This window comes from Aeoliella fuhlenseeensis (assembly GCF_052161615.1).
In the GTDB taxonomy this organism is placed as follows: Bacteria; Planctomycetota; Planctomycetia; order Pirellulales; family Lacipirellulaceae; genus Aeoliella.
Window position 1 is genome coordinate 4,082,336 of sequence record NZ_CP197417.1, and the last position, 24,351, is coordinate 4,106,686.

At 61.7% G+C, this 24,351-nt stretch carries 18 protein-coding genes; 11 read left to right on the forward strand and 7 right to left on the reverse strand.

Going from position 1 to position 24,351, the window contains the following annotated elements:
* Positions 1 to 69 precede the first annotated feature (69 nt).
* On the reverse strand, positions 70 to 822 hold the full coding sequence (locus SH292x_RS15990) for a hypothetical protein (protein ID WP_442482009.1): 753 nt from the start codon (positions 820 to 822) through the stop codon (positions 70 to 72).
* A gap of 152 nt (positions 823 to 974) precedes the next feature.
* Between SH292x_RS15990 and SH292x_RS15995 the strand changes: the two genes are divergently transcribed.
* The 3 genes from SH292x_RS15995 (at position 975) to SH292x_RS16005 (ending at position 6,196) form a co-directional block, all read left to right on the forward strand.
* On the forward strand, positions 975 to 3,068 hold the full coding sequence (locus SH292x_RS15995; RefSeq protein ID WP_442482010.1) for a hypothetical protein: 2,094 nt from the start codon (positions 975 to 977) through the stop codon (positions 3,066 to 3,068).
* Positions 3,069 to 3,344: 276 nt separating this feature from the next.
* Positions 3,345 to 4,163: a hypothetical protein gene (locus SH292x_RS16000; protein WP_442482011.1), complete on the forward strand. Its 819-nt coding sequence runs from the start codon at positions 3,345 to 3,347 to the stop codon at positions 4,161 to 4,163.
* Between the two features lie 278 nt (positions 4,164 to 4,441).
* Positions 4,442 to 6,196, forward strand: coding sequence for an SHD1 domain-containing protein (locus SH292x_RS16005; protein ID WP_442482012.1), 1,755 nt, complete (start codon positions 4,442 to 4,444; stop codon positions 6,194 to 6,196).
* Positions 6,197 to 6,266: 70 nt separating this feature from the next.
* Here the strand turns inward: SH292x_RS16005 and hemG are convergent, their stop codons facing one another.
* The 3 genes from hemG to SH292x_RS16020 form a co-directional block, all read right to left on the reverse strand.
* Complete coding sequence (gene hemG / locus SH292x_RS16010; RefSeq protein WP_442482013.1) at positions 6,267 to 7,688, reverse strand: protoporphyrinogen oxidase; 1,422 nt, start codon at positions 7,686 to 7,688, stop codon at positions 6,267 to 6,269.
* Between the two features lie 37 nt (positions 7,689 to 7,725).
* On the reverse strand, positions 7,726 to 8,637 hold the full coding sequence (locus tag SH292x_RS16015; RefSeq protein ID WP_442482014.1) for an outer membrane beta-barrel protein: 912 nt from the start codon (positions 8,635 to 8,637) through the stop codon (positions 7,726 to 7,728).
* A 235-nt stretch (positions 8,638 to 8,872) separates the two neighbouring features.
* Entirely contained in the window at positions 8,873 to 9,979 is a 1,107-nt protein-coding gene (locus SH292x_RS16020) for a DUF1573 domain-containing protein (RefSeq protein ID WP_442482015.1), read from the reverse strand.
* 457 nt (positions 9,980 to 10,436) lie between these two features.
* On the opposite strand from SH292x_RS16020, the gene SH292x_RS16025 reads away from it, so the two are divergent.
* From SH292x_RS16025 to SH292x_RS16035, 3 genes are read left to right on the forward strand one after another with little or no spacing between them, the layout of a single operon-like run.
* The gene (locus tag SH292x_RS16025) at positions 10,437 to 11,285 is read left to right on the forward strand and encodes a prephenate dehydrogenase (protein ID WP_442482016.1); all 849 of its coding nucleotides are present in this window, start codon (positions 10,437 to 10,439) and stop codon (positions 11,283 to 11,285) included.
* Positions 11,269 to 14,187, forward strand: coding sequence for a phosphoribosylformylglycinamidine synthase subunit PurL (gene purL, locus SH292x_RS16030; RefSeq protein ID WP_442482017.1), 2,919 nt, complete (start codon positions 11,269 to 11,271; stop codon positions 14,185 to 14,187). The genes SH292x_RS16025 and purL overlap by 17 nt, the downstream gene beginning before the upstream one ends.
* A 55-nt stretch (positions 14,188 to 14,242) precedes the next feature.
* The gene (locus tag SH292x_RS16035; RefSeq protein WP_442482018.1) at positions 14,243 to 15,049 is read left to right on the forward strand and encodes a phosphoribosylformylglycinamidine synthase subunit PurQ; all 807 of its coding nucleotides are present in this window, start codon (positions 14,243 to 14,245) and stop codon (positions 15,047 to 15,049) included.
* A gap of 5 nt (positions 15,050 to 15,054) precedes the next feature.
* Here the strand turns inward: SH292x_RS16035 and SH292x_RS16040 are convergent, their stop codons facing one another.
* On the reverse strand, positions 15,055 to 17,751 hold the full coding sequence (locus SH292x_RS16040) for a hypothetical protein (protein WP_442482019.1): 2,697 nt from the start codon (positions 17,749 to 17,751) through the stop codon (positions 15,055 to 15,057).
* A 309-nt stretch (positions 17,752 to 18,060) separates the two neighbouring features.
* Between SH292x_RS16040 and SH292x_RS16045 the strand changes: the two genes are divergently transcribed.
* From SH292x_RS16045 to SH292x_RS16055, 3 genes are all read left to right on the forward strand, one after another.
* Positions 18,061 to 18,342, forward strand: a complete 282-nt coding sequence (locus SH292x_RS16045) for a transcriptional regulator (RefSeq protein WP_442482020.1) — start codon at positions 18,061 to 18,063, stop codon at positions 18,340 to 18,342.
* A 237-nt stretch (positions 18,343 to 18,579) separates the two neighbouring features.
* Complete coding sequence (locus SH292x_RS16050; protein ID WP_442482021.1) at positions 18,580 to 20,037, forward strand: serine/threonine protein kinase; 1,458 nt, start codon at positions 18,580 to 18,582, stop codon at positions 20,035 to 20,037.
* Positions 20,038 to 20,449: 412 nt separating this feature from the next.
* On the forward strand, positions 20,450 to 20,728 hold the full coding sequence (locus SH292x_RS16055) for a hypothetical protein (protein ID WP_442482022.1): 279 nt from the start codon (positions 20,450 to 20,452) through the stop codon (positions 20,726 to 20,728).
* 10 nt (positions 20,729 to 20,738) lie between these two features.
* On the opposite strand, the gene SH292x_RS16060 is transcribed toward SH292x_RS16055, so the two are convergent.
* Positions 20,739 to 21,422 carry a hypothetical protein gene (locus SH292x_RS16060; RefSeq protein ID WP_442482023.1) on the reverse strand — a complete coding sequence of 228 codons (684 nt, stop codon included), beginning with the start codon at positions 21,420 to 21,422 and terminating at the stop codon, positions 20,739 to 20,741.
* A gap of 5 nt (positions 21,423 to 21,427) precedes the next feature.
* The gene (locus SH292x_RS16065) at positions 21,428 to 22,357 is read right to left on the reverse strand and encodes a hypothetical protein (RefSeq protein WP_442482024.1); all 930 of its coding nucleotides are present in this window, start codon (positions 22,355 to 22,357) and stop codon (positions 21,428 to 21,430) included.
* A 172-nt stretch (positions 22,358 to 22,529) separates the two neighbouring features.
* Between SH292x_RS16065 and SH292x_RS16070 the strand changes: the two genes are divergently transcribed.
* Both SH292x_RS16070 and SH292x_RS16075 read left to right on the forward strand, forming a co-directional pair.
* Positions 22,530 to 23,798 carry an erythromycin esterase family protein gene (locus SH292x_RS16070; protein WP_442482025.1) on the forward strand — a complete coding sequence of 423 codons (1,269 nt, stop codon included), beginning with the start codon at positions 22,530 to 22,532 and terminating at the stop codon, positions 23,796 to 23,798.
* 123 nt (positions 23,799 to 23,921) lie between these two features.
* A complete protein-coding gene (locus SH292x_RS16075; protein WP_442482026.1) occupies positions 23,922 to 24,281 on the forward strand; it encodes a hypothetical protein in 360 nt (119 codons plus the stop codon).
* Positions 24,282 to 24,351: the final 70 nt, after the last annotated feature.

Sequence of the window (24,351 nt, forward strand, 5' to 3'; positions counted from 1 at the left end):
GTCCGCGGACTTGGGATCCCGACCAAGCTTGGTCGGGGCTAATAACGACGTTAGCGCTTATCGCGAAATCTATTCTGCATACACTCGGGGCAGAGTCGTCGCATTGGCACCCGGGACGTAGGTCTTCGGTAGTGCGAGTGTGTTGGTCCTGCGACTGTTGAAACTACGCTCCGTTGCCACCGGTAGCCCCTGCTGAACGCGCAGTCGCCTGAGGTCGGCCAGGAGTCGCTCGATCTTTCTATGCGACTGGAACGTTTGCGATATGACAATCGCATTGGCGGCGGGGAACGGGCGGATCTCGGCTTCGGGGCCGCCATTTTCGACCCAGGTGTCGGAGTCGACGACGCTGATGATGGTGTCGATCACGGTGTCGTAGTCATGACCTTGCTGCGCCACCTCTTTCGCGGTGCCGAGCAGATCGGGGACGGGGTAAACGCGGATGCATAACTGCGTCAGCGCTTCTTCGTCGGAAGTGACCATGACTACCTCGCCCCGCGGTAAGTAGGTCAGGTCCAGTTGGCCGAGCAGCAATTCGAGAAGCAATTCGAGCGCGACGTTGTCGACCGAAATGGAGACGAGCTCGTCGGGCTTGAGGCCGAGATCGCCCAGGGCTTTTGACTCGATCACAAACTTCATGCCCACCTGCTCGCCAAGTGTTTCTAGAGCCTCGTTGAGTGGCACGTCGGTCAGGTGGAGTGACGTGACAACCGCGAGTTGGTGTTCGATTTGTTGGAACGAATCAGCGGCAATCTCGTCGGCGCGAACCGGCGACTGGAGCAGCAGCACCACTAGGACAATGCCAGGAAACCGGTAGGAATGCATGGTGGTGGTCCGTGGGGGGAATGCTGTTGCCCTGGGCACTGCTGCTTTCGTAGGAGCGGTTCCGGCTCGTCCGGGGGAATAATTGTCGCCCGTTCGCTAGAATGGTCGGGACGATGGGTCCACTTCTCTCGATAAATCACAGGATACGCTCGATGATACGCCCATTCGCTTTGGTGTCTTTCGCTTCTGTGCAATTCGCTTTGGCGATGCTGATTATTGCGTCGTTCGGGGCGTGCCGTCCAGTTGCGGGCGAAGAGATTGACGACTCGAACGTGCGGCTCAAACAGGTGGTTGCCTACACCTCGGGCGTGGCGTTCTTCGAGCGGGCCGGGGAAGTCGAAGGGGATGTAGATCTCGTGCTGCGATTTCCCGACGACTCGATGAACGACCTGCTGAAGAGCCTGGTGCTGCTCGACCTCGATGGGGGCAAGACGGCCACGGTGACCTACGAGAATCGTCGCAAGCTTACGCGAGCCGAAGGAGCGTTGCCGCTCGAGCTGTCTTACAACACCCTGGCGGATATTCTGCAACAGTTGAGTGGGCAGCGGGTGATGATTGGCGAATGGCAGGGGCGGATCGTCAGCATCGAAAACGAACAGCGATTCAGCGACAGCACTAGCTCGACCATCGAGCAGTACATCGTGGTGCAAAGCGAAGAGGGCCTGATGCGGCTGCCCTTGTCGACGTTGCCACCGATCAAGCTGGAAGACTCGAAGGTGCAAGCGCAGTTTGACAAGGCAGTTGCCCAGCTCGCGACCTCGAGCGCTGTACCCACGAAGCAAGTGAAGCTTCAGTTTCGTGGCGAGGGTAAGCGCCGGGTGCGGATTGGCTATCTGCAAGAGTTTCCGATGTGGAAGGTGAGCTATCGATTGGTGATGGACGATGACAACGATAACGAAGACGGCGACAAGATGCTGCTGCAAGGTTGGGGACTTATCGAGAACACTACGCGGGACGACTGGGACGCTGTCGAGCTGAGTCTGGTAAGTGGACAGCCGTTTGCGTTTCGGATGAATCTCTACGAGCCGCTGTACGTCGCGCGTCCAGAAGCACCCGTGAGCGTCGCTGCGGGCGTGATGCCTCGAGTGTACGCAGGCCCCATCCAGGCCCCTCGGCCACAACCGGGTGGCATTGGTGGCGGTATGCTTGGGGGAGGCATGGGTGGCGCGATGGGTGGGGGCGGAGGATTGGGTGGCGGATACTTTGGGGGCGAATTCGGAGGGCAGGGCGAGAGGCAGTCGCAGGATCTATCGCGGCAATTGGCGAACAGCCAGGCAACCGTAGCGCAGACGGCGGACGTTGGCGAACTGTTTCACTACACGATCGATCGCCCCGTGTCGCTCGCTAGCGATACTTCCGCGATGCTGCCCATCGTCAATGCGAACGTGAAGGGTGAGAAACTTTCGCTGTTCGATCCGCTGGTGAACGAGTCGCATTCGATGCACGCGGTGCGGTTGACGAATACCACCGACTTGCACTTGATGCGGGGCCCTATTACCGTGCTCGCCGACGGCGGTTACGCTGGCGACGCGCGGCTTGCCGACACGCCGCCGGACGCCGAGCGGCTTGTTACCTATGCGATGGACTCGGAAGTCGATGTGACGATGACCACCAAGCCGGGCGAAGAGAAACTTGTCAACGTTGGACTAGAGAATGGCTCGGTAGTCACCACGTACCGCACCGAACGTACGATCGAGTATCGGCTTCGCAATGAAAGCGACGAGCCGCGGAAGGTGGTCATCCAGCGTGTATTGCAACAGGAATGGAAGGTGACGCACCCCGACGTGACCGAAACCAAAGACAATGCCGCCCGCTTCGAGTTGGAAGTGCCGGCAGGTGAAACGCTCACGGCGATGGTGGTCGAGCAGCAGGAGCGCGAGGCGGTTACTGCCCTGGAACTGTTGGCGGATGACGACTTGACGCTATATATCCAGTCGCCCATGACCGACGAGGCCACGAAGCAATCCCTGGAAAAAGAACTTGCGCGGCGGCAGCAGGCCCTCGAAGCCCGCATGACGATCAACCTGCTCGAAGCCGAGCTTCGCACGCTGGTGGACGATCAGAATCGAATCGGCAAGGCCCTACAGCAGCTTGAACGTGGAAGCGCTCTCTACAATCGATACATCGAGAAACTCGATCAGCAGGAAACGCAGATCGAAGAGCGGCGGAAGAAGCTGGAATCGCTGCGGGGCCATCCTGCCGAAAAGCTGGATCAAGAGCAGGCAGACGACTTGTTTGGTCCTTGATGCGACGGGAACCGACACGCGCTAGGAGGAAGTCTTGCTCCGGGCGCTGACGCTTCCGGCTCGCCATCGTCACAATCGCTACAACCCTTCTCACGCCATCTTTCGGAGCGCCCGTTCAGGAATCGCTCGCCGTAGTCCCGGGCGGGTGTGAGCTAGGCTTTCAGTGGTACTCCGTGTGCCAAGGACGTTGCGCTCGTGCGCAAGGTCGCAAGACAGCCACTGCATCTTAAGAACTACTCAACTGGGACTTCTCGGCTTTCGAGAAGGCAACGAGCCATGGACCGCCAACGCATCGCCATCGTGACTAGTCGCCGGGGTGTTAGCCTGTGGGAGATCACCGGTGCCATTGTGGCCGTGGTGGCGGGGGTGTGGCTGGGTGCTCGGTATTTGGGTCTCGACTTGCACGCGGCCGCGTACACCGCGCTGAATGACACGGAGATCAACGAGCGATTGCCCGAGGGATGGCGGCTCGCACCACCTGTGGGCATGGAGCCTCAGACGCCGCAGCAGCAAGCCGTGGCGCTTACGGCAGAGTTGGAAGAGATTCGTCACGAAGTGGCGCAGTTGAATAGTGAAAGTGCGGCGGAGCAAGCGGCGTTTACTGTCGACCCCGCGGGCAAGCTGCATCCCGACTTGATCGCTCGTCGTCAGCACACGCTGGCGTTCTGGTCGCAGCTCGGTGGCATTCGCGAGGAGGTCGATCGCCTGCAGCTCTCGGCCGACGAAGCGCTGAATCAAAACAACGTTTACAAGGTGCTCGAGATTCGTCGTCGGGCTTATCTTTATGGGGCGAAGGCCGTGAAGGTGGCGATGAGCGACAAGGTTGACCCGCAGGCCCTCCACTTTGCCGAGCAGCTACGCGGCTGGTACCAGCACGGTGCCGACTTGTATGGCGAGGCGCTCAACGTGTGGCAGGCGCAGCACGTTCCGTCCGAGGGTTTGTCGAGCGATCAACTGCTGGACCGGATTCAAAAGCAACACGACAACGAGGCCTTGTTGCTGTTCCAAAAGAGCGGCCGGCTGTGCGAGGTGTTGTTCCGACGCTACCAGGTCGCGTTTCCCGTAATCAACGAGCCTGGGTCAGGGGCGAACTAGTCGGCAGGCGCGAGCCCGCAAATTAGAGAACTTGGAACCTTGGAAAGGTTGGTTTCTGACGATTTTGCCGTGCCCAGCGGACCGGGCCGTTCGACTGCCAATCGGCGAAATCCCCGCGGAAACGGCTAGAAACGTCGCCGGCGGTTGGGAATTGGTTGATTGCATCGCCGTTTGGGCGTAGGTACGATGGATCCTTGGCGCACGGAAGTTGCATGGTATTCGCCCGACAGGAAGTTGGGCCCCTCCATCGAACAACCAATTGTTAGAGAGAACTACTCATGCGTTCGCGTTCGCTGCGTCGTCTATTCCGCGTGTCGCTGGTGTTCGCCTTGTGCTTATGCCTGACCGTCGACCCGGCTCAAGCCTGCCACTGGGTGTCGCGTTGCTGGGGGGGGCCGAGCTACCAGTACTACCGCCCTGCCCCGGTTTGCGTGCCGATGTACCAGCCGGTGTATCAGCCCTGCAATCCTTGTGGCAGCAGCGTGGTGATCGAAAGCCCCTGCGATGTAGACCCCTGCGATTGCGTGTCGGGCGAAGTGGTGGAGTCGGAAGGGACCGTCACCGAAGCCGCACCGAGCGAAGCGGCTCCCGAGTCGACTTGGTCGTCGAGTTCGCCAGCCACCGATCGCGAAGTGAATAAGCCGGCGGAAGATATCACGCCGGTGGAAGAAGCTCCCGCACTGGCCGAAGAAGAACCAGTCACCCCGCCGGTCGTTGAAGAGCCGGCGGTGGTTGCCCCGCCGATGGAAGAGCCGGCAGTTGTCGCGCCGCCCGTTGAAGAACCCGCTGTAGTCGCCCCTCCAGTCGAAGAGCCGGCAGTGGTTACTCCTGTGGAAGAAGCCCCCGCCGTGGTGGAGCCTCCGATGGAGCAGCCGGCAACGGATCCGACAACGGACGATTTGTTTGCCCCCGCCGAAGAAGTCCCCGCGACCGAAGCTCCGGTGACGGAAGAGCCGGCGTCGGACGATCTGTTCGGTGGCGAGCCAGCGACCGAAGCACCTATGGAAGAAGCTCCCGCGACCGAGACCCCGGCGAGCGACGATTTGTTTGGCCCCGGCACCGAAGCTCCCGCAACGGATGTTCCCGCGACGGAAGAGCCCGCTGCAGACGATTTGTTCGGCGGTGAGCCAGCGACCGAAGCCCCGATGGAAGACGCACCTGCTACTGAAGAGCCTGCTGCGGATGACCTGTTCGGCGGTGAGCCCGCTACCGAAGCTCCGATGGAAGAAGCACCGCCGACCGAAGAGCCCGCCGCCGATGACTTGTTCGGAGGCGAGCCCGCTGAAACCGCCCCGGCAACCGAAACTCCGGCAACCGATGCGCCCGCTACTGAAGACGATCTTTTCGGTCCTGGCACCGAAGCTCCCGCGACCGATACTCCAGCAACGGAGACTCCGGCCACCGAAGAGCCCGCTGACGACCTGTTCGGCGGCGAGCCGGCTGAGGACGCGCCGATGGAAAACGCCGTGGACAGCGAAGCCCCGGCAGCCGATGACCTGTTCGGTGGCGAATCGGTAGAAGAAGCACCGATGGAAGACGCCGCGGCCGGCAATCTCGACGAGAGCCTCGCCGAGGAAGAAGAAAACGTCAACGACCTGTTCGGCCCCGCGGCCGACGCCGAGGAGGGGGCACCCAATCCCGACGACCTGTTCGGGGGTGAGCCGGCTGCGGAAGCTCCGGCTGCCGAGGCGCCCGTGACCGAAGAAGCCGAAGAAGGTCTGTTCAGTCCGACCGAAGATACGGGCACGCCCGAGACCGACGACGCGGACGACTTATTCGGTCCCAGCTCGGTGCTCGAACAGCCAGGTGGTTTCGACAGCCTGGCGCTTCGTCACTGGGTCGACAGCACCGGCACCTACACCGTCGACGCCCGCCTTGTCGCCGTGACCGATGGCAGCGTGAAGTTGCTGAAGGCCAACGGTCGTACAACCACCGTGCCGTTCACTCGCTTGAGCAACGAGGACTTGGAATTCGTTAACGCCCAAGCCTCGGCCCGTGCAGCTCAGGACATTTCACGTACCGCCCAGCGGTAATCGGAAACCAGAGTAGCCACTAAGAACCCAGCTGAGCCATTGGCCCCTCGCGGCCGGTGGCTCAGCTTTTTTATGCGCCGAGCAGATGATCGGCAATCTGCTGTGCCGCTTGTTCGCCGCTGCGGATGCATTGGGGTATACCCACCCCGCGATAGGCGTTGCCCGCGATTGCGAGGCCCGGGTGTTGGGCGGTGAGTTGTTCGATCTGCATGACGCGATCGAGGTGCCCCACGTGGTACTGGGGCATGCTCGCGGGCCAGCGGACGACGTTTGTGAGATCGGGTTCGCCGGTGAGACCAACGAGCTCACGTAGCTCTTGCCGTGCGAGGGATACCAGCTCGGCATCGCTTCGCTCGAGCAATTCGGGCTGTAGCGCGCCGCCGATGAACACGCGAATCAGCAGTCGCCCATCAGGGGCGCGGTCGGGGAACTTCACGCTGCTGAAGCTCGCCGCAATGATCTGCCGGCCTTCCACCTGAGGCACGACGAAGCCAAAGCCGGGAATTGGTTTTGCGACTTGCGCTCGCTCGACCCCCAGCACGACGATCGCCGTGCTGGCGAGTCTGATACTTCCGAGCAACTTCGAAAGTGGCTCGTCGACTAGCGAAAGCAGTTTAGCGGCACGCGGAGCCGGCGTGGCGATGACAACTGCCGCGGCTTCGATCCGTTGGCCGCTCGTGGTTTGCAGCTGCCACGCACCGGAGTCAGTCTGCTGGACGCGCTCGATCGCTGTGTTGAGCTCCACAGATCCCGGAGGCAATCTCTCGGCGATGGCGTCGACCAGTTGCCCCATGCCACCGCGCGGAGCGACGAACGCGCTGTACTGCGCGCCGCTGTCGGTGCCAGAAGCTTGGCCGCGAGTGCCCCGCCACAAGCTGCCAAACTTTTGTTCCATTTCGACGAACTGCGGCAAGGTCGCCTGCATGCTCAACAGCTCGGGGTCGGCCGTGTAGATGCCGGCGACCAGCGGCTGCACAAGTTGCTCGAAGGCTTCGCGGCCCAATCGCCGGCGGGCGAAGCTGGCGACGCTCTCGTCGGTTGAGTCCGTTCGCTTGGCAACGAACGCCTCCATGGCGAGCCGAAGCTTGCCGGCCGCGCTCAGCACGGGCGATGTCAGCACGGGCCAAAGCTTTCGCGCCGACATCAGCACGAACGCCTCGGGCACAGGGACGACTTGGCCGCGATTCACCACCAAGGCTCGACGGAGCGAGGGCTCGGTGGGCAACAGCTCTTTCGCAATACCGACACGCTCGCACAACTCCTTCGCCCATGGCAATCGCGTCAAAAAATTGTCGGCGCTGTGTTCTATTAAGTAGCCCTCCGCGTGCTCGGTGTGGAGGACACCGCCAAGGCGTGACGATGCCTCGAAAAGCTTGATCGGCCAGTCGGGCAGAAGCTCAGTGAGCCGATGTGCGGCGGCCAAGCCGCTGATTCCGCCGCCGACGATGGCGATGGGGGGTTTGGATCCGGCGATTAGCGAAGCGGGCGACATGCCTCGGTTATCGTCACAACCGCTCGGCAACTCAAGCCTACCAGGTCCCGACTCGCGACGGGGACGACCAGCCGTTCTCCGAAGTGGTAGGCCGGCCACCCAGCCGCCACTCCATGCCGAACGAGAGCGTGAAATTGTGCATCGAGTTGGCCGAGTTCTGCCCAATCGTGATGTTGTCCACGGCCTCGGCACGCAGGGCGAACCAGCGTTTGGTCTGGTACTTCACGCCGAAACCAATCGGCATGGTGAAGAGCATGTCGTCTTCGATGTTACCCAGCGGGTTGATGAATTCCACGTCCGACAGGCCCAGACCCATACGGTAGTAGGGCCTCACGCGCGAATCGCCCCATGGGTAATACATGAGCGATAGGTCGTAGATGAATAGGTCGTTGCTCGGATCGTCGGTGCTGACAATGTCAGTGGACAATTCGGGCGAGGTCCAGACGAAGCGCGCCTGGGCGCCCCAGAAGTGGTCCCAGTCGTACCCCACCGTCATCGCGCCGAGCACGTCGTTGTTGCGATTGCCGTTCGAACTCACTTCGCTGGTCATCACGAACGCACCGACGTCGAAACCAATCGAGTAGGGCCGGTTGAGCCAACTGGTACCGCGAAGCGGGAAGCCACGTCCCGTCGCCCGGCCATCGATGGACGAATGGCGGAAGCGGTATTTCTCGTACATGCGGTCCCAGAACTCGCCGTGACGACCTATGCCACTTCGAAGAGCATCGCCATAGGTAACTTCGGAGCCACAGTCGTCGGGATCGTAGGTATCGGACTCATAGCTCTCTTGCGGGGCGTGCTCCGACTCTTGCGAAGTCGACTCTTCGGCATAAACCTCCTCAGAGTATTCGAACGTCATCTCTTCTTGAGCCTGCGCAAATCGCGGCTCGAGCGCGCAGCCGAGACCACACACCAATAGCACGAGCGCTTTGTGAGCCCAGGACTGCATGAAGTTCGATTGGAAAAGTCGACGCGAAAAGGTATTCCCGCGCGGCACCACGCGCCGCCAGAGAAAGCGGCGGGAGTATGACGCGACGCCCGCCGCGCGTCAACGGAAAACGAACGAAGCCGCTAGCGTTGGCTAGCGGCTTCGATGAGCTCGTCGTGGGCGGGGTTGTTTACCACCCGTAATCGGGGTCGGACACCCCTCCCACAGTTTTTGATGGGCAGACCAACTAGCGATGCTAGCGGTTCTCGGCCAAGTTGGTTTCGTTCTCGCGGGCGGCGGTGGACGAAGCCTCTTCCGAGGGCTCGGACACGGTGCCGGCGGGCTCCTCGGCCGCGGCCGGGGGCAGGATGTTGGCGTACGCCGTGCAGATGGCGCTAAACGTGTCGCCGCGGTCGGTGTGGATGGTGATCGGCTTCTTGAGCCGGCCATCGCCATTGGCCGCCTTGAACTTCACGGTCACGACGTGCGTGGTGCCGGGGCCTTCTTTATAGTCGCACGTGAAGCACTCCTCATCGCAGTCGATGCCAGTGATGCTGAAAGCAGTCTTGCCGCGGACAATCAGCTTCTTCGACTCTTCGCTACCCGAGGGGACATCGCCCAGCACCCAGTTCTCAGGGGTCACAGAAATCTCAGGCGTGACGCGGCCTTCGATATCGATGGGGATGCGGGGGTTGCTGCCGTCGTTGGTCACCAGAGTGAGTTGGTCCTTCAGGTAACCAGCCGGAGCGGTGTCTTTCAGGCGAACCGTCAGGTCGTAACGAGCGGTGCCGCCTTGGCGGAACGATTCTTGAAGCTCCACCTCGTAGTTGTCGCTGCTCTCGTTCGACGTGACAACGTCCTTGATTTCCCAACCGCTGTGGCCGGCGTAGCGAACCGAGACCTTCTGCTCTTTCGTTCCACCTTGGTCGACGGTGCCGAAGTTGATTCCACCTGGCTCGAATACCACGTCGCCACGGATGTAGCCATGAACGCGAAGTTGAATCTGGGCGGGGTACGGCTTGTCGATGGTCACGGTAAGCGTGGCACCATGCTGGCCAGTGAAGGTGCGAGTGTTGAACTTCGCCACGATGTAGGCCTTCTCGTAGGTCTTGATCGTGTCGTTCTCAATCGATGGCGTGGTGCAACCACAGCTCGAGCGGACGCCCGAGATGTGAATGTCCTCGATGAACTTGTTGGTCACTTCGAACTTATAGACGGTGTCCGAGCCGCGGGCGACGGTGCCAAAGTCGTGGTCGAGCGTCTCGAACATCTTCTTGGGCCATTCTTGGGCCGAAGCCGACATCGACACCAGACAGGCACACAGGGCACTGCTGAGCAACGAAACACAAATGCGGCGGTTCATAGTAACTCGACTCTTCGGAGAGGTTTTGCGGGCAGCGTTAGCAACACCTATGGTGGCGGTCACTGCAAATCTGTCTAGTGGGCGGGGGGACGGCCTAGGGCAGAAATGTGAGGCGGGCTTTGGGGGACCCAAGCTGCACCAGTTCCACGTCCGGCATTATATAGCTCAGTGGAGTAACCGGAGCAGGACGGCGAAGCCTATTTTTCCTCGAATTCTTCCACCTGGTCTACGTTATGGTTCATAAAACCGTTCTGGGCGAAGTAGGCGGAATGACCCGACCCTAACGCACGCACGGAGCTTACGCCTCCACGCAACGATTCTTCGCGTCGCACGGCACTCCCGCGGGGACCACCCCCGGGCAGCGGGCGGCAAGTTTGGTATCATCGGCGGGAGTGATAGCAGACGGATAGCAAATCGTTTGCCAAACGCCCCCTCGCCTGCCGAGTTTTCCCCTCCCATGCCGCAATTCGAACAGCTTTCGATCGTCGGCGTGGGCCTATTGGGGGGCTCCATTGCCCTCGCCGCACGCGAGCGGCGGGTGGCCGGAACGATTGTCGGCATTGGCCGATCGCCGGCAAAGCTGGCAAACCTCGTAAGCCAGGGAATGCTCGACCGCGTGGCGACCAGCCTGGCCGACGGCGTGGCAACGGCGGACCTAGTGATCGTCGCAACGCCAGTCGACTTGGTGGCGGAAACCGTGGCCGACGTGCGAAAGAGCGCACCCGCCAGTTGTCTGATTACCGACGTCGGCAGCACGAAACACGACATCGTGGCTCAAGTGGTGGCGAGCTCCATGGGCAGCCACGGGCAGTTCGTAGGCAGTCACCCTCTGGCCGGCGATCATCGTTCGGGGGCCGAGTTTTCGCGAGCGAACCTATTCGTGGGTCGCACCGTGGTGGTGACCCCTGATGCGTCGTCGGACGCCGAAGCTGTCTCCCAGATTTGCGAGTTCTGGAAGGCTCTTGGGGCACGAGTGGTCGAAATGTCGCCCGCCGAGCACGATCAAGCGGTTGCCCTTACTAGCCACCTGCCGCACGCCGTGGCGTCGGCTCTGGCCTCCGCGACCCCCGCAGAAGTTCGCCAACTCGTCGCCACCGGCTGGAGCGATACAACCCGCGTAGCCGCAGGCGACGCGGCACTGTGGCGTCAGATCTTCCTCGCCAATCGCCCGCAGGTACTTGCGGCACTCGACCAGTTTAACCAACACTTGGCATTGCTCCGCGCGGCGATTGAAGCCGGCGACGGAGCGAAGCTCGAACAATTGCTCGCCGAAGGGAAGCGAATCCGCGATGCTGTGGGAAATTGACGTACTTGCTCGTTCTGCCGACCTCGACCGCCCCGCCCAGCGTTTGGTGCAGGAAGCCGCCGACTATGGCGTGGCTCGCAACTTCACGGCCGCCAGCGCCCGCGCGTTCCTGGTCGAGGGAGCCCACCTGTCGGCTGCCGACGCCCAGCGCGTTGCCGACGAACTGCTGACGGATCGCGTGGTCGAACAGGCCGTGGTCGCGAAGGTGGGCGACGCCGTGCTTGCCACGCCGCCGGCGTGGATGTCGGGCGACGTTCGCGTGGTTCATGTGCTGCCGAAGCCCGGCGTGATGGACCCCGTGGCCCTGAGCGCCCAGTCGGCGATCGCCGACCTGGGAATCGAGCCACCGCTGGTCCGCACGTGCCATAAATACTGGATCGCAGGACTCAACGACCAGCAAGTCGAGGAGCTCGGCAGTCGCCTCTTGGCGAACGATGCCATCGAGCAAGTGGTAGTGGGCCCGCTCGCGGTCGATCACCTGGACGTTGGCCGCCCCTACACCTTCAAGCTGGAGCACGTCGAGCTCGACTCGCTGGACGATGCGGGGCTGATGCGTCTTAGCCGCGAGGGGCAGCTTTATCTGCAACTCGCCGAGATGCAGACCATTCAGAAGTACTTCCGCGACCTGGGCCGCGCGCCGACCGATATCGAACTCGAGACGCTCGCCCAGACTTGGAGCGAACACTGTAGCCACAAGACGCTCGCCGGCCGCATCAAGTACACGGGCCCCGATGGCGAGCGGCAGTTCGACAACATGCTGAAGGAAACCATCTTCGCCGCGACGCAGCAACTGCGCAAGCAGTGGGGCGACGACGATTGGTGCGTCAGCGTGTTCGCCGACAACGCGGGCATCGTCACGTTCGACGACGAGTTCCACATCGCCTTCAAAGTCGAGACGCACAACCATCCCTCGGCGCTCGAACCGTACGGTGGAGCCAACACAGGGCTAGGTGGCGTGATTCGCGACATCCTTGGCACGGGTCTTGGTGCCGAGCCGGTGTGCAGCACCGACGTGTTCTGCTTCGCCCCGCCCGACACGCCGGCCGATTCGCTTCCGCCGGGCGTGCTGCATCCCCGCCGGGTGATGAAGGGGGTGGTGTCGGGCGTTCGCGATTATGGCAACCGCATGGGCATTCCGACCGTCAACGGCGCGGTGTACTTCGATCGCCGGTACCTAGGCAATCCGCTGGTGTACTGCGGCAACGTCGGCATCATTCCGCACGACAAAGCGTTTGGCAAACCACAAGCCGGCGACTACATCGTCGCGATTGGTGGCCGCACGGGTCGCGATGGCATTCACGGCGCGACGTTCTCCAGTGCCGAACTCACTAGCGAGAGCGAAGACCTCTCCGGCGGTGCGGTGCAGATTGGCAATGCGATCGAAGAGAAGAAGGTCCAGGACGTCCTGCTCCAAGCCCGCGACCGCGAGCTGTTCACCGCGGTGACCGACTGCGGTGCTGGTGGCTTTAGTAGCGCCGTCGGAGAAATGGGCGAGAAGATTGGTGCCGAGGTGTGGCTCGAGAAGGCCCCGCTGAAGTACGAAGGTTTATCGTACGTCGAGATTTGGATTTCCGAAGCCCAGGAGCGGATGGTCGTCTCGGTGCCTGAGGCTTCGTGGGACGAACTCCACGCCCTTTGTGCCTCCGAAGGAGTCGAAGCAACGATCATCGGCCGATTCGAGCCGACCGAGCGACTGGTGCTCAAGTACCACGGCAACACAGTATGCGACCTGGCGATGAGCGTGCTGCACGACGGCCGCCCGCCGGTGATTCGCGAAGCGAGCTACACGCCCCCTGCCCTGCAGCCACTTACTCCGCCCGAGCGTGACAACTACACCGGCGATCTCACCAAGATCCTTGGTTCGCTGAACGTGGCGAGCAAGGAATGGATCATCCGCCAGTACGATCACGAGGTGAAGTCGGGGAGCGTGGTGAAACCCCTTGTCGGCCAGCACTCCGACGGCCCGAGCGACGCCGCGGTGGTTCGCCCCGTGCTCGCGCACGACCGCGCGATTGTCATCGCGTGCGGCATGAATCCGCACTACGGCGACTTCGACACCTACCACATGGCCGCCAGCGCCATCGACGAAGCGATTCGCAACTGCGTCGCCGTGGGTGCCGATCCGAAGAAGATCGCGATCCTCGATAACTTCTGCTGGGGCGATTGCGAAAAGCCCGAGACGCTTGGCTCGCTGGTCCGCGCGGCACTCGCCTGTCACGACATGTCAGTGGCGATGGGCACGCCCTTCATCAGTGGCAAGGACAGTTTGAACAACGAGTTCAGCTACATTGGCTCCGACGGCGTAAAGCAAACGATTGCGATCCCGCCATCGCTGCTCATTAGCGCGATGGGCCAAATGGACGATTGCAGCCGCGCGGTGACGATGGACGTGAAAACTCCGGGCAACCTGATTTACCTTGTCGGCGAGACGAAGAACGAGCTCGGCGGTTCGCACTTCGGGCTGGTCAACGAACTTAGCGGCGGTCAAGTTCCCACGGTCGATACCGCGATCAGCAATAAAACGTTCGCTGCGATGCACACGGCGATCCATTCGGGTGCAGTGGCCGCGTGTCACGACCTGAGCGAAGGTGGCCTTGCGGTCGCGGCAGCTGAGATGGCTTTCGCCGGCGGGATGGGGATGCAGTTGTCGCTCGATGGCGTCGAAGTGTCGGAAGGTGGCGTCGCCGCCAAGCTGTTCAGCGAGTCGAACACCCGCTTCCTAGTGGAAGTGAAGAAAGAGCAGTCCGTCGCGTTTGAGAAAGCCATGTCGGGGGTTAAGGTCGCGAAGCTCGGTACCGTTGAGTTCGGTCCCCGGCTTACCATTCAGTCCGCCGGCAGCGTGGTGGTCGACGCCGACATCCTTGAGCTCAAAGCCGCGTGGCAGAAACCACTCGCCTGGTAACGTCACGCTCCGCACCGAAACACACAAATCAACTTCACACCACTTACATACCGTCATGCCTTCCCCCCGCGTTTTGGTTCTTCGAGCCCCTGGCACCAACTGCGATAAGGAAACCGCGTTCGCCTTCGAGCAGGCCGGTGCGACCGCGCGGCCGGTGCATGTTCGCGAGCTACTGGCGAATCCTCAGTTGCTTGCCGAGCATCAAGTGTTGTCGATTGCGGGCGGTTTCAGCTACGGCGACGACATCGCCTCGGGCCGCATCCTGGGCAACCAGCTCCGCGAGCAACTCGCCGACGTCCTGCAGGAATTCCGCCAAGCCGACAAGCTGGTACTGGGAATCTGCAACGGCTTTCAGGTGCTGATGAAGACTGGCCTGCTCGATATCGACGACGCCGAAGGTCCCCAGGCCACACTCGCGTGGAATGATCACGGCCGCTACGAGGCACGTTGGGTGAGGCTTCAGGTCGAGCCGGGCAATTGCGTTTTCCTCCAAGGAATGGACGATCTCGAAGTCCCCATCGCCCACGCCGAGGGCAAGTTCACGGTGCGCGATCAGGCGACACTCGACTCACTCGCGGCGGCGAATCGTCTGGTGCTGCGATACAACTCGCTGTCCGACGAAGGCGTGAAGACCAACCGGCCTTTGACACTCGAACCGCAGGTCCCCTTCCCTGCCAATCCCAATGGTGCCTCGGCCGACATCGCCGGCATCTGCGACACCACGGGGCGCGTGCTGGGGTTGATGCCGCATCCCGAGCGATTCCTGTTCGCCCATCAGCATCCGCAGTGGACTCGCCGCGGTTTAACGGGTGCCGGTGCGGGGGCGAAACTGTTCGAGAACGCCGTGGCGTACTTTAAGTAGCGTGGTTACTTCGGCGGTTCGCCTGCTTGCCGCGCCGTGCGGTTAGGGCCGAGCACTTCGCGGATCATCACGGCGTCGACTTCCGCCACGGCGGGGCCGGTGAGTGCGAAGTTGATCTGCAGCGACCTCGTCTCGTCCACCGTTCGAACCATGCGGAACGGCTGCCAGCCGGTGGTCGTTGGGATTCGTAGCGCGAACTGCTCGCCTCCAAGGCTATCGACGACCATCAACTGACCCAATGCGGCGTCGGTGGTGGCCACGCGAACCCAACCGGTGACTTCGATCACGCCTCCTTCGCGCACTTCAACTGGCGGCGACGTAATCCACACCACCGGTTTGGGGTCCTCGTCGAGTTCCACGGCGTCGCCTAGGTCACGCGCCACCAATCGCAGCGACGCTCCGCCATGGTAAGGTTGGGTATTGGTGAACTGCACGCCCGTGTCGAGTCGGGCCTGGGCGTAGTTGGCGTGCAGCCAACCGGCGTTCTTCGTACTCGCGAGATCCTCGAAATCGCCCCCTTGCAACATGTTGTCGCCTCGCGGCAGCACGGCGAGCGACTGCTCCAGCGCCCGCTGCGTGGGGAGCAGACGTAACTCGCGATCGGTTGGCAAACTCACAAAGCCCGAGAACATCTGCTGCGTCTCGACCCGGCGGCGTTCGATCGCCGCGGCGTGACGGATTTCTGCCGCGTACTGGAGCGTACGCGTCGCCTGCTGCGAGGCGAGCATCTGATCGCACTGCTGAATCGCTTGTTTGAGCGGCGCGACTCGCGATGCCCCGATGTTGTCTCGCGGGCTGGCCAGCTGATTCTCGACGGTTTCAAGCTCCAGCACTTCGGCGAGCGCCAGACCTCGCTCGGACTGCGCGGCTCGCATCGCGTTACGGCCGATGCGCTGCTGCACCTGGGCGAGCGTCCGGGTGTCGTCGGTCAGCAATAGCCAACCACCCGCCGCGATGCTAGGCAATTGCACCAAGTATCCTCCCGCCGCACGTTGCCCTGCGAGGGGAAGCAGTCCGGCGGGCGTCAGCAAATGAGCCCGCGTCGTTTCCGGCAAGCCAGTGACGACGATGCTCGACGTGGGTGGCAGCGTCGCGACGGAAACGGGTTGCTCGGGAATGTAGACCAGCCGCGACCGCCCGAGTTGCCAAGCCATGGTCTCGACGCCCGTCCCCTCGACTGGCGTCGACGCGGTTCGCTTTCCAGAGACCAGCCAAGGTTCCACGAGTCGCAGTTCGTCATTGAGAAGTCGCAACTGATCGGCAAGCTGCCGCGCTTCGGGCGCCGCCGAGCCTAATCGCTCGGGGGTGCGGATCGCGAGTCCTCGCGTCCCCGTGGCGAGGGCGTTGAGCACCGCGCGGCGGATTTCCAACGGCTCGTACCAACCCAAGTGGCTCGCACGCGGCGCGATGAGCTGTGCTTGCTTGCGAGCTTCGGGCGTCCAGCCGAGCGACAACTGGGTCCACGGCGAACACCCCATCACCGGCAGCGGCATGCGGGCTTGCTGGGCATCGAGATCGAGGGCCGCGCTGCGCACCAGTAGGTCCGCAAGCTGCCCGTAACGCCGATGCTGATCACGGGCACCTACGAGTAGCGGCCGATTCAGCGGATCGATCCGGCGAAGCTGCTCGGTTTGCGAGGCGATGCTGTCGAGCGACAGGCCGTCTCGCTCCGAGCCCAACGACCAGGCGAGCACCGTCTGCCACACCGAGTCGACTTCGAGTTTCGCCAGCGCGTCCATCGGCGGCGGTGGGCAGACCACCCACAGCTTCGCCGCGCGGGCCGCTTGCAGTTGGGCCTCGGTGACGGGCTCGGTAAACCAAATGGCGTTGAATCCCAAGTCAGCGAGTAGCTCCATCGGCTCGCCGCGGTACTCGATCATCCGCGGCACCAGTGGCTGGTTCTCGACGGTCAGCGTGTTGCCATGTCGGCGGACGGTGATCGGCTGGAACGACTCTCCCTTTTTCACGGCGGTCGATCCAGGCGCCTGCAGCAGCGGTCCCTCGGAATCGCCGCCAAAGGAGAGCGCAGGACCTTCGAAAGCAGGCTTTGCCGTTGCGACTCCTGTAATGGTCATTTGGTCGATCTCGATCATCGACTGGTCGGTACCGCCCGGCACCACCAGCACCACGTTTTCGACATACGCCTCATGGGGGTCGATCTTCTCTTTGGGGTCGGTGCTCATGAGCCGCGCGTGACGCCCGGCGAGCAGCGGCAGCTTCTCGAGGCTCAGCTTCTGCCACCCCCCAGGATTCGAGTAGCGATGCCCCTCGACCAGCGTCCGGACGGGCTTGCCGGTCTTGGGGTCGATGCTGCGGGGGTAGACCACTTCGGCGGCGAGCTGGATGGCCTGTCGGTTGCCACGCACGACGACTTCGATCACTTGCTCGTCGATCACCGGGAGCTGGCCAACTTCGTGGGCTACGTGCGCCGCGTACCCAGCCGGGCACGCCAAAACGATTCGCTCGGTGGTCGTGGGGTTGGTGGGATCGGGCGAACGAGTCCTCAGTTGGGCAATCGCACGAACACCGGTTGCCGGTCGCACGTACCAAGAGGGTTCGGGGTCATCAAACCCTTCGTCGATTACCACGTCCGCGGCCACGACTCGCGTAGCCAAGAGCGCCCATACCCACACCAGCCCCACTACCCCGCGCATGACGGGCCAGCGGGTCGCGGGCCAGTGGATGGCGGTCTTCGGGGTCATGGATCAAGTGACTTACGGCGGCTGGTCGTGGCCAAACCACCCCTCGGGGTGGCGAAAAGTCCCCACGCCCCGCTAGAAGCGCAGGGAGACGTAAGTTGAGCTTCTAGCAAGGTTTCCGCCACATTCCCAGATCGGTTTGTGGTGTTTCGGCAACGGCCTTACGGGGCCGGCGAATCGTGATGCCAAGTGGTTGATTGTTCGTAAGTTGTTTGTGTATAATCGGTTGCGGGCGGTTCTAGCGGCCGTGGTGCGCGGTGTGGCGCGCGGCGTGCATTGGTATCAAGCATCCACCCACCCAGGAGTTTGTCGATGCCCGAATTGCAGCCACAGTCCGTCACTGCTAGCGAAGAAGTGCCCGCCGACGTTCGTCAACTTGCCGAGTTCATCCACAGCCTGCCCGAGAACTATTCCGAGCAAATCCTGCCCGTGCTGGACCGCGTGCTAGAGAGCACCAAGCGTCGCCGGCGGATTCTCACCTTGGTTCAAGACGCCCTCGGTCAACTGCGGCTCGACATGAAGTACTTGATGTTCGACCTCGAGGCGACCCGCCGCGAGCGCGACGAGTACAAGGCGAAGTTCGAAAACGAGTAAGCCACCGGAACCCATTTTCGCCAAGAACCGTCAACGTTTGGCGAATAGTTCGCGTCTGCCCACGCGACTACCCTGCTAAAGAGGTCATCCCCTTCCAAAGGTGACATGACCTTCTAGAAGGTAGGACGGCAAGCAGCGCCCTATTCGCGCCCCAGGCACGGACTTGTGCGAATAAAGCTTAAGCGCCAGCGGTAGGAAACGATTCGTCCGCCGCGGCCAGGGATGAGCCCACCCCCGATGTCGACTATTACCACCGCGGACGAACTAGCGCAAAGCGCGATGGAGGTCGGAGTACTCGACCATCGCGACCTACAAACCGTGCGCGGCGAGCTAGGCACCCGCACCGTCGACCTGCACACGCTGTCGCAGGAACTGCTCCGCCGCAACCTGCTGACTCAGTACCAGCTCGAACGCGTCATGAAGGGCCTCAAAGGGGGCTACTTCTATGGCGATTACAAGGTGCTGTACTGCGTTGGCGCTGGTACGTTCGCCCGCGTGTTCCGCGCCGTGCACACCACCACGGGCGAGGTGTTCGCGGTCAAGGTGCTCCGCAACCGCTTCATCAACGAGTTTGCCGAGGCGTTCCGGCGCGAAGGCGAACTCGGCGCGTCGCTTAAGCACCCCAACATCGTGGCGATTCACGAGGTGTTCTCTAAGCGTGATGTCCATTACATCGTTATGGACTTCATCGAGGGTCGTAACCTTCGCGAGTTCACGCGCGTCCGGCGTGTGTTCGAGCCGATGGAGGCCGCGCGCATCCTCGAAGGCATGCTCTCTGGTCTGAACTACGCTTTCCAACAGGGCGTCACGCACCGCGACCTCAAGATGTCGAATGTCCTGGTGTCGAGCGATGGCGAAGCGAAGCTGCTCGATTTCGGCCTCGCGGCCCTCGAGAACGAAGCCGCGGGCGAGGCGGGCGTCAAACGCACCGTCGAGTACGCCGCACTCGAACGCGCGACCGGTGTCCGCAAGGACGATACCCGTAGCGATATCTTTTTCGCCGGCTGCATCTTCTACCACATGCTCAGCGGCCGGTCGCCAATGCCCGAAGGCCGGGACCGCGGCAAGCAGCTCAGCAAGGCGACGTTCCAAAACATCCCGCCGATCGCGAGCGTTGCGCCCAACGTGCCACCGACGTTCGCCAAGGTAATCAACCGCGCCATCGAGTTCGAAGCCTCGAAGCGTTACCAAACGCCCGCCGAGATGCTGGCTGAGCTGAAGATTGCCGCCAAACGACTCAACGAGCGCGGCAGTGGTCAGCAAACGCGGAACGAACTCGCCAGCAGCGAGGGCCACGACGACCAGGGCGAACCACGCCGGCTGATGGTGGTCGAGTCGAACGTGAAGATGCAGGACCTGCTTCGCGAACTGTTCAAGCAGAATGGCTACCGCGTTTTGGTGGCGAGCGATCCCGACCGCGCGATCGACCGCTTCTACACCGACGCCCAGGCCGCCGAAGTGCTGCTGTTCAGCTCCGGCGACATTGGCCGCGCGGCTCTCGAAGGCTTCAACCGCTTCGGCCAGGAAACCGCCACGCGCGAAATCCCCGCCGTCTTGCTCTTGGACGAAGCCCACGCCGCGTGGGCCCCCGAAGCCCACACCGCCGAACACCGCGCCGTGCTCACGATGCCCGTGAAACAACGCGAAGTCCGCCAAGCGATCCAGTCGGTGCTAAGCCGCCAAGCAGTGAAGTAGCTCCCGTAGGCCGGATCAAGCGGAGCGCCGATCCGGCGCATGGCGGTTAGACTAGAACTGCCACTCCGTCCCCAGAGGTATCGCGTCGAGACGCAATGGCGAACTACACAAATCCCTGGGAACGATGGTTCGCAATCAGCCTCGCACTGTCGTTTGGCTCCATCCTTCTACCCCTCCTGACGTTCGACTTCCGATGGATGGCAGTCCCTTGGTTTTTCCTCGGCGCGACCTTCGCCATTCGGCTACTGTCGTTGCGCTACTCGATTCGGCGAAGCTCTCTGAATCACACGATGACTTATGAGATAGTTTTAATCCTTCTTGTGTTCATTGTACTGATGGGAACCATCGCCATATCGTTGTGCTGTTTCTCGTTCATGTCGCGGTGAACTGAAATGAGTCGCGCAAATACTCCATGCCCCTCATCGACATCCTCGCCCTAATCACCTTCGCCCTCGCGGGCTCGATGCTGCTCGCCACTGGACTCGGCATTGCGCTCGGACACAAAACAAAAGTCTCCGAACGCGACCGACTGATCGATGGCTACACCACCGGCGGCATCCTGACACTCCTAGCCCGCTTCCGCGAGGGTTGGCCCACGGCCGATCCACAGCTCAAGTGGATATTTAAAGGAAGTCTTGCGACGGGTGCGATTGCCATCGCAGTGTGGACCGTTAGTCAATGGCTTACTTAGAGCGCCGCAATCAGCTCCCCACCATCGCTCGCCACACGAGCCTCAGCACCACCACGTACGCATTATCCCAAGCGTCGGGGCGCAGGAAGGTGACGTCTTCGGCGTACGACCCGATGAAGGGTCGCAGTAACCACGCGAGTTGCACGGCGACGAACGCGTAGACCACGCCCCACACGATCAGCATCGTCTTGTGCCTTGCGTTCGCCGCGATCAGGGGGCGGTAATGAATCCGCAGCAAGTACTGCCCTGCCCCGCTGGCGATAGCGAACATCGCCGCGTTGAATAACAGCGCCTGCTGGTAGTCGTCGTTGGACAGATAAAATAGCACCGTCAGCGGCGCGAGCGACGCCAGCGCCACGGCGAGCCCCGCCTGTGCGGCAACCAGCGCCCGGAGTGCTCGCTCGAAGTCCTGCCGCAATCCGAACAGCGTGCTAATCACAAAGAAACTCGGCAGGCTCACCACGAATGATCCGAGCAACAGCAGCGGGGCCTTGATGGCCGAGTACGTCATTTGCAGGAGCCACTCGCTCTGCCCGTTCACACCGCGAAACAGCCCCATCGCCGCGCCGTATAGCAAAGCGAACACTGCCAGGCACAGAGTCAACCTTACGAGCGACTGCCACGGCCGATCGGGACGCACGGTCCACGCCGCACGGCGGAGTACATCGTCGGCAGTGGCGAAGATCGCTGGCAAGGTGGTTAGCTCGCCCCGAACAGGATTTCGAACAGCGTACCAAACACCGACGAGAAGAAGTTCGATTGCCGATCGCGGAAGAACGTGAACGCCGCCTCGGGGTTGCCAATGAAGGGCCTTAGCACCCAGCCCATCTGCGCTCCGACGAGCGAGAACAACACAATCCATACGCGAAACACCACTCGCGTGTGCCGCGCAAGCGACTGCCCAGCCGGCATGTCGAGCGGGCTAGGGGTGCGAAACGGCAAGTCTTCGACTTCGGGCGTCGATCGATAAGCAGGTACGGCTTCGAGCGTTTGCTCGAGTGGCTCGGGCTGGCTTTCTACCGCTTCCACCGGCAACGGTTCCGTCACTACCGGGCGCTTCGTGGGCTGCACCACACGTTCCGCTGGGTCGTAAGTCACGCGGTGCAGCGTCTGGAGCAGAAACATGAGACCCAACACCCCCGCCACGCCGAACACCACCACGTTGAGGAGCACAATGAACGGATAGCTTGCCGTGGTGAGCGAGAAGAACAGCACGATCGTCCCCAGCGAGGCGAGCACCGCGATGTTCACGCCCAGCGCCCCCACGAGCAGTCGCGTGATGCCCAGCAGCGTGAGCCGCGAACCAATCAGCGCGTTGGCAACGTAGAGCGAGGGTAACGTGACGAGGAGCGTCAGAAAAAACAGCGCCGGCGTCTTCACCATCGACGCGAAGAACTGCATTACGGGGCCGTAGGGATCGGCAAGCGTGTCCGGCACCGGTTTCAATAGCGAGAACGACCCCATGCACGCCCCGTAGAACATGGCGAGTACGACGCACAGAATCGCCAGTCCACGGGCCGACAGGTCGAGCGTCTGTCCCTCGATGGCGTCGGGCCGCGTACTATCGCCCCGCAGCAGCCGATCGAGTTCCCGGAAACGCTCTAGCCAATACGCGAGCAGCCGCTGCATGGAAATGCCCCCGGTGTCGATGGACCGCTAGCACGAGAAGTGCGATGAGGAGACTTACGTAAACTGGTTCGATTGGTTCGCAAGATTCTATTCAAAAATTGAAACAATCTCTTCTTGTCCCCTCTCCTGCGCACCCCTCTGCATAGCCCGTTCCCGTCGCTACCATAACTACATGAGCAGCCAATCCAATACCTATCCGACCATCGAAACCTGGATCGCCGCTGAGTCTTTCGAGTGGTCCCTCGACGATTCCGCTTCGATTGGCCGTGCGGTCGACGCGCTCCTCGCAACGCTTGGCGACTCAGTCCAGGTGCTCGGCTGGGGTGAGCCGACGCATCAGGTCGAAGGGTTTTTGCAACTCCGCAATCGCGTGTTCCAGCATCTGGTCGAGCATCATGGCTACACGGCCATCGCCATCGAAAGTAGCTACCCGCGCGGACGACTGGCGAACGACTACGTGCAAGGCCGCGGCGACATCACGCTCGAAGAGGCCATGACCAGCGGAGTCAGCCACGGCTTCGGCGAGCGCCAAGCGAATCGCGAACTCGTCGAGTGGATGCGAGCTTACACGGCCGACCATCGCGAGCGGCCTTTGCGGTTCGAAGGCTTCGACGCCCCCACCGAGATGACGTACTCCGACAGTCCCCGGCAACTTGTCGAAGCGGTGCTCGACTATCTCGACCACGCTTCGTATCCAAGCGCCGCAGAGCTTCGATCTCGGTACAACGAACTCCTAGGCGACGACTCGGCGTGGGAGAACCAGCAGGCGAACTTCGACCCCACCAAATCGATTGGCCTTTCGCCCCAGGCCCAGCAACTCGCCGTCGAAGTCCGCAACTTGAGCGAAGCATTACGAGAACAATCCGAGCTTCTCATCTCGAAGACTACAGAGGAGCTTTACGAAGCCGCGACCCACGACCTGCATCTCGCCGGCCAGTTGCTCACCTACCACGCCGCGGTCGCCACGCCATCGGACAATCGCCTCGCCGAACTCCTGGGCCAGCGTGATCGGATGATGGCGGACAACTTGCTGTATATCGCGCGAAGCGAGAAGCGCCGCGGCGGCAAGGTGTTCGCGTTCGCCCACAACAGCCACCTCAAACTCCGTGAAGCCGAGTGGCGTTGGGGCGATCAGAGCCTCGCCTGGCTCCCCGCCGGCCATCACGTCCGCGCTATTATGGGCACGGCGTACCAAGTCGTCGGCATCGGCGCCGGCACCCTCGCCGCGTATGGACTCGCCGCGCCCGAACCCGGCACCCTCGAAGCCCTGCTCGCCGGCGATGGCAATTCGCGCTTCGTCCCTACCCACGCCGGCACCCGCGTGCCGAGCGAACAGATCGAATCGCTCCCCACCCGAACCGCCGACCCGCGATATTTTCCGTTCACGCGAGAGAGTTTGCAGGACTTCGATGCGATTGGTGTGCTGGCGGAGGCGAAGTGACGGAAGGGCTGGCCAAAGGAGGCTGACAAAAGCGGACACTCTACTTGTGGGCAAAGACACAGTAAAACCGAGTATCCCCTTTCTACTTCTAGTTTTATTTAGGTTGTATGAAACGGTGTCCAAATGTCGGTTGTTAGCTTGGTGTTCGCGGCAAAGGTCGCTGCTGCAGCGAGAGGCGGCAAAGCTAGATATGAACTGTGGCGTCTTGATCATGAAATTCCGGAAGAATCAGGATGTGATGAGTCAAGAAAATTCCGTCCAATTCAGGAAATGGAATCGAATGGCGTATACGTACAGAATCCACAGTACGCAATTGCAGCAATTGATTTTTCCCTTTTCTTAGCGACTGCCAGGGAACTGGACGGAAAACTTGTCGGTCAGTTTGACTCGCCTGAGGAATGCCTTGCGTATGCCAAGGATCTCCACTGTGAATTAACTTCATCAGGATGGGATGTACAACTATTTGATACAGTTGATCTATAGACAACTAGTCTGACTAGCGGCTGACACAAAGGGCTGACAATAGGAGACATTCTACGGAGCCTGTCAGCTG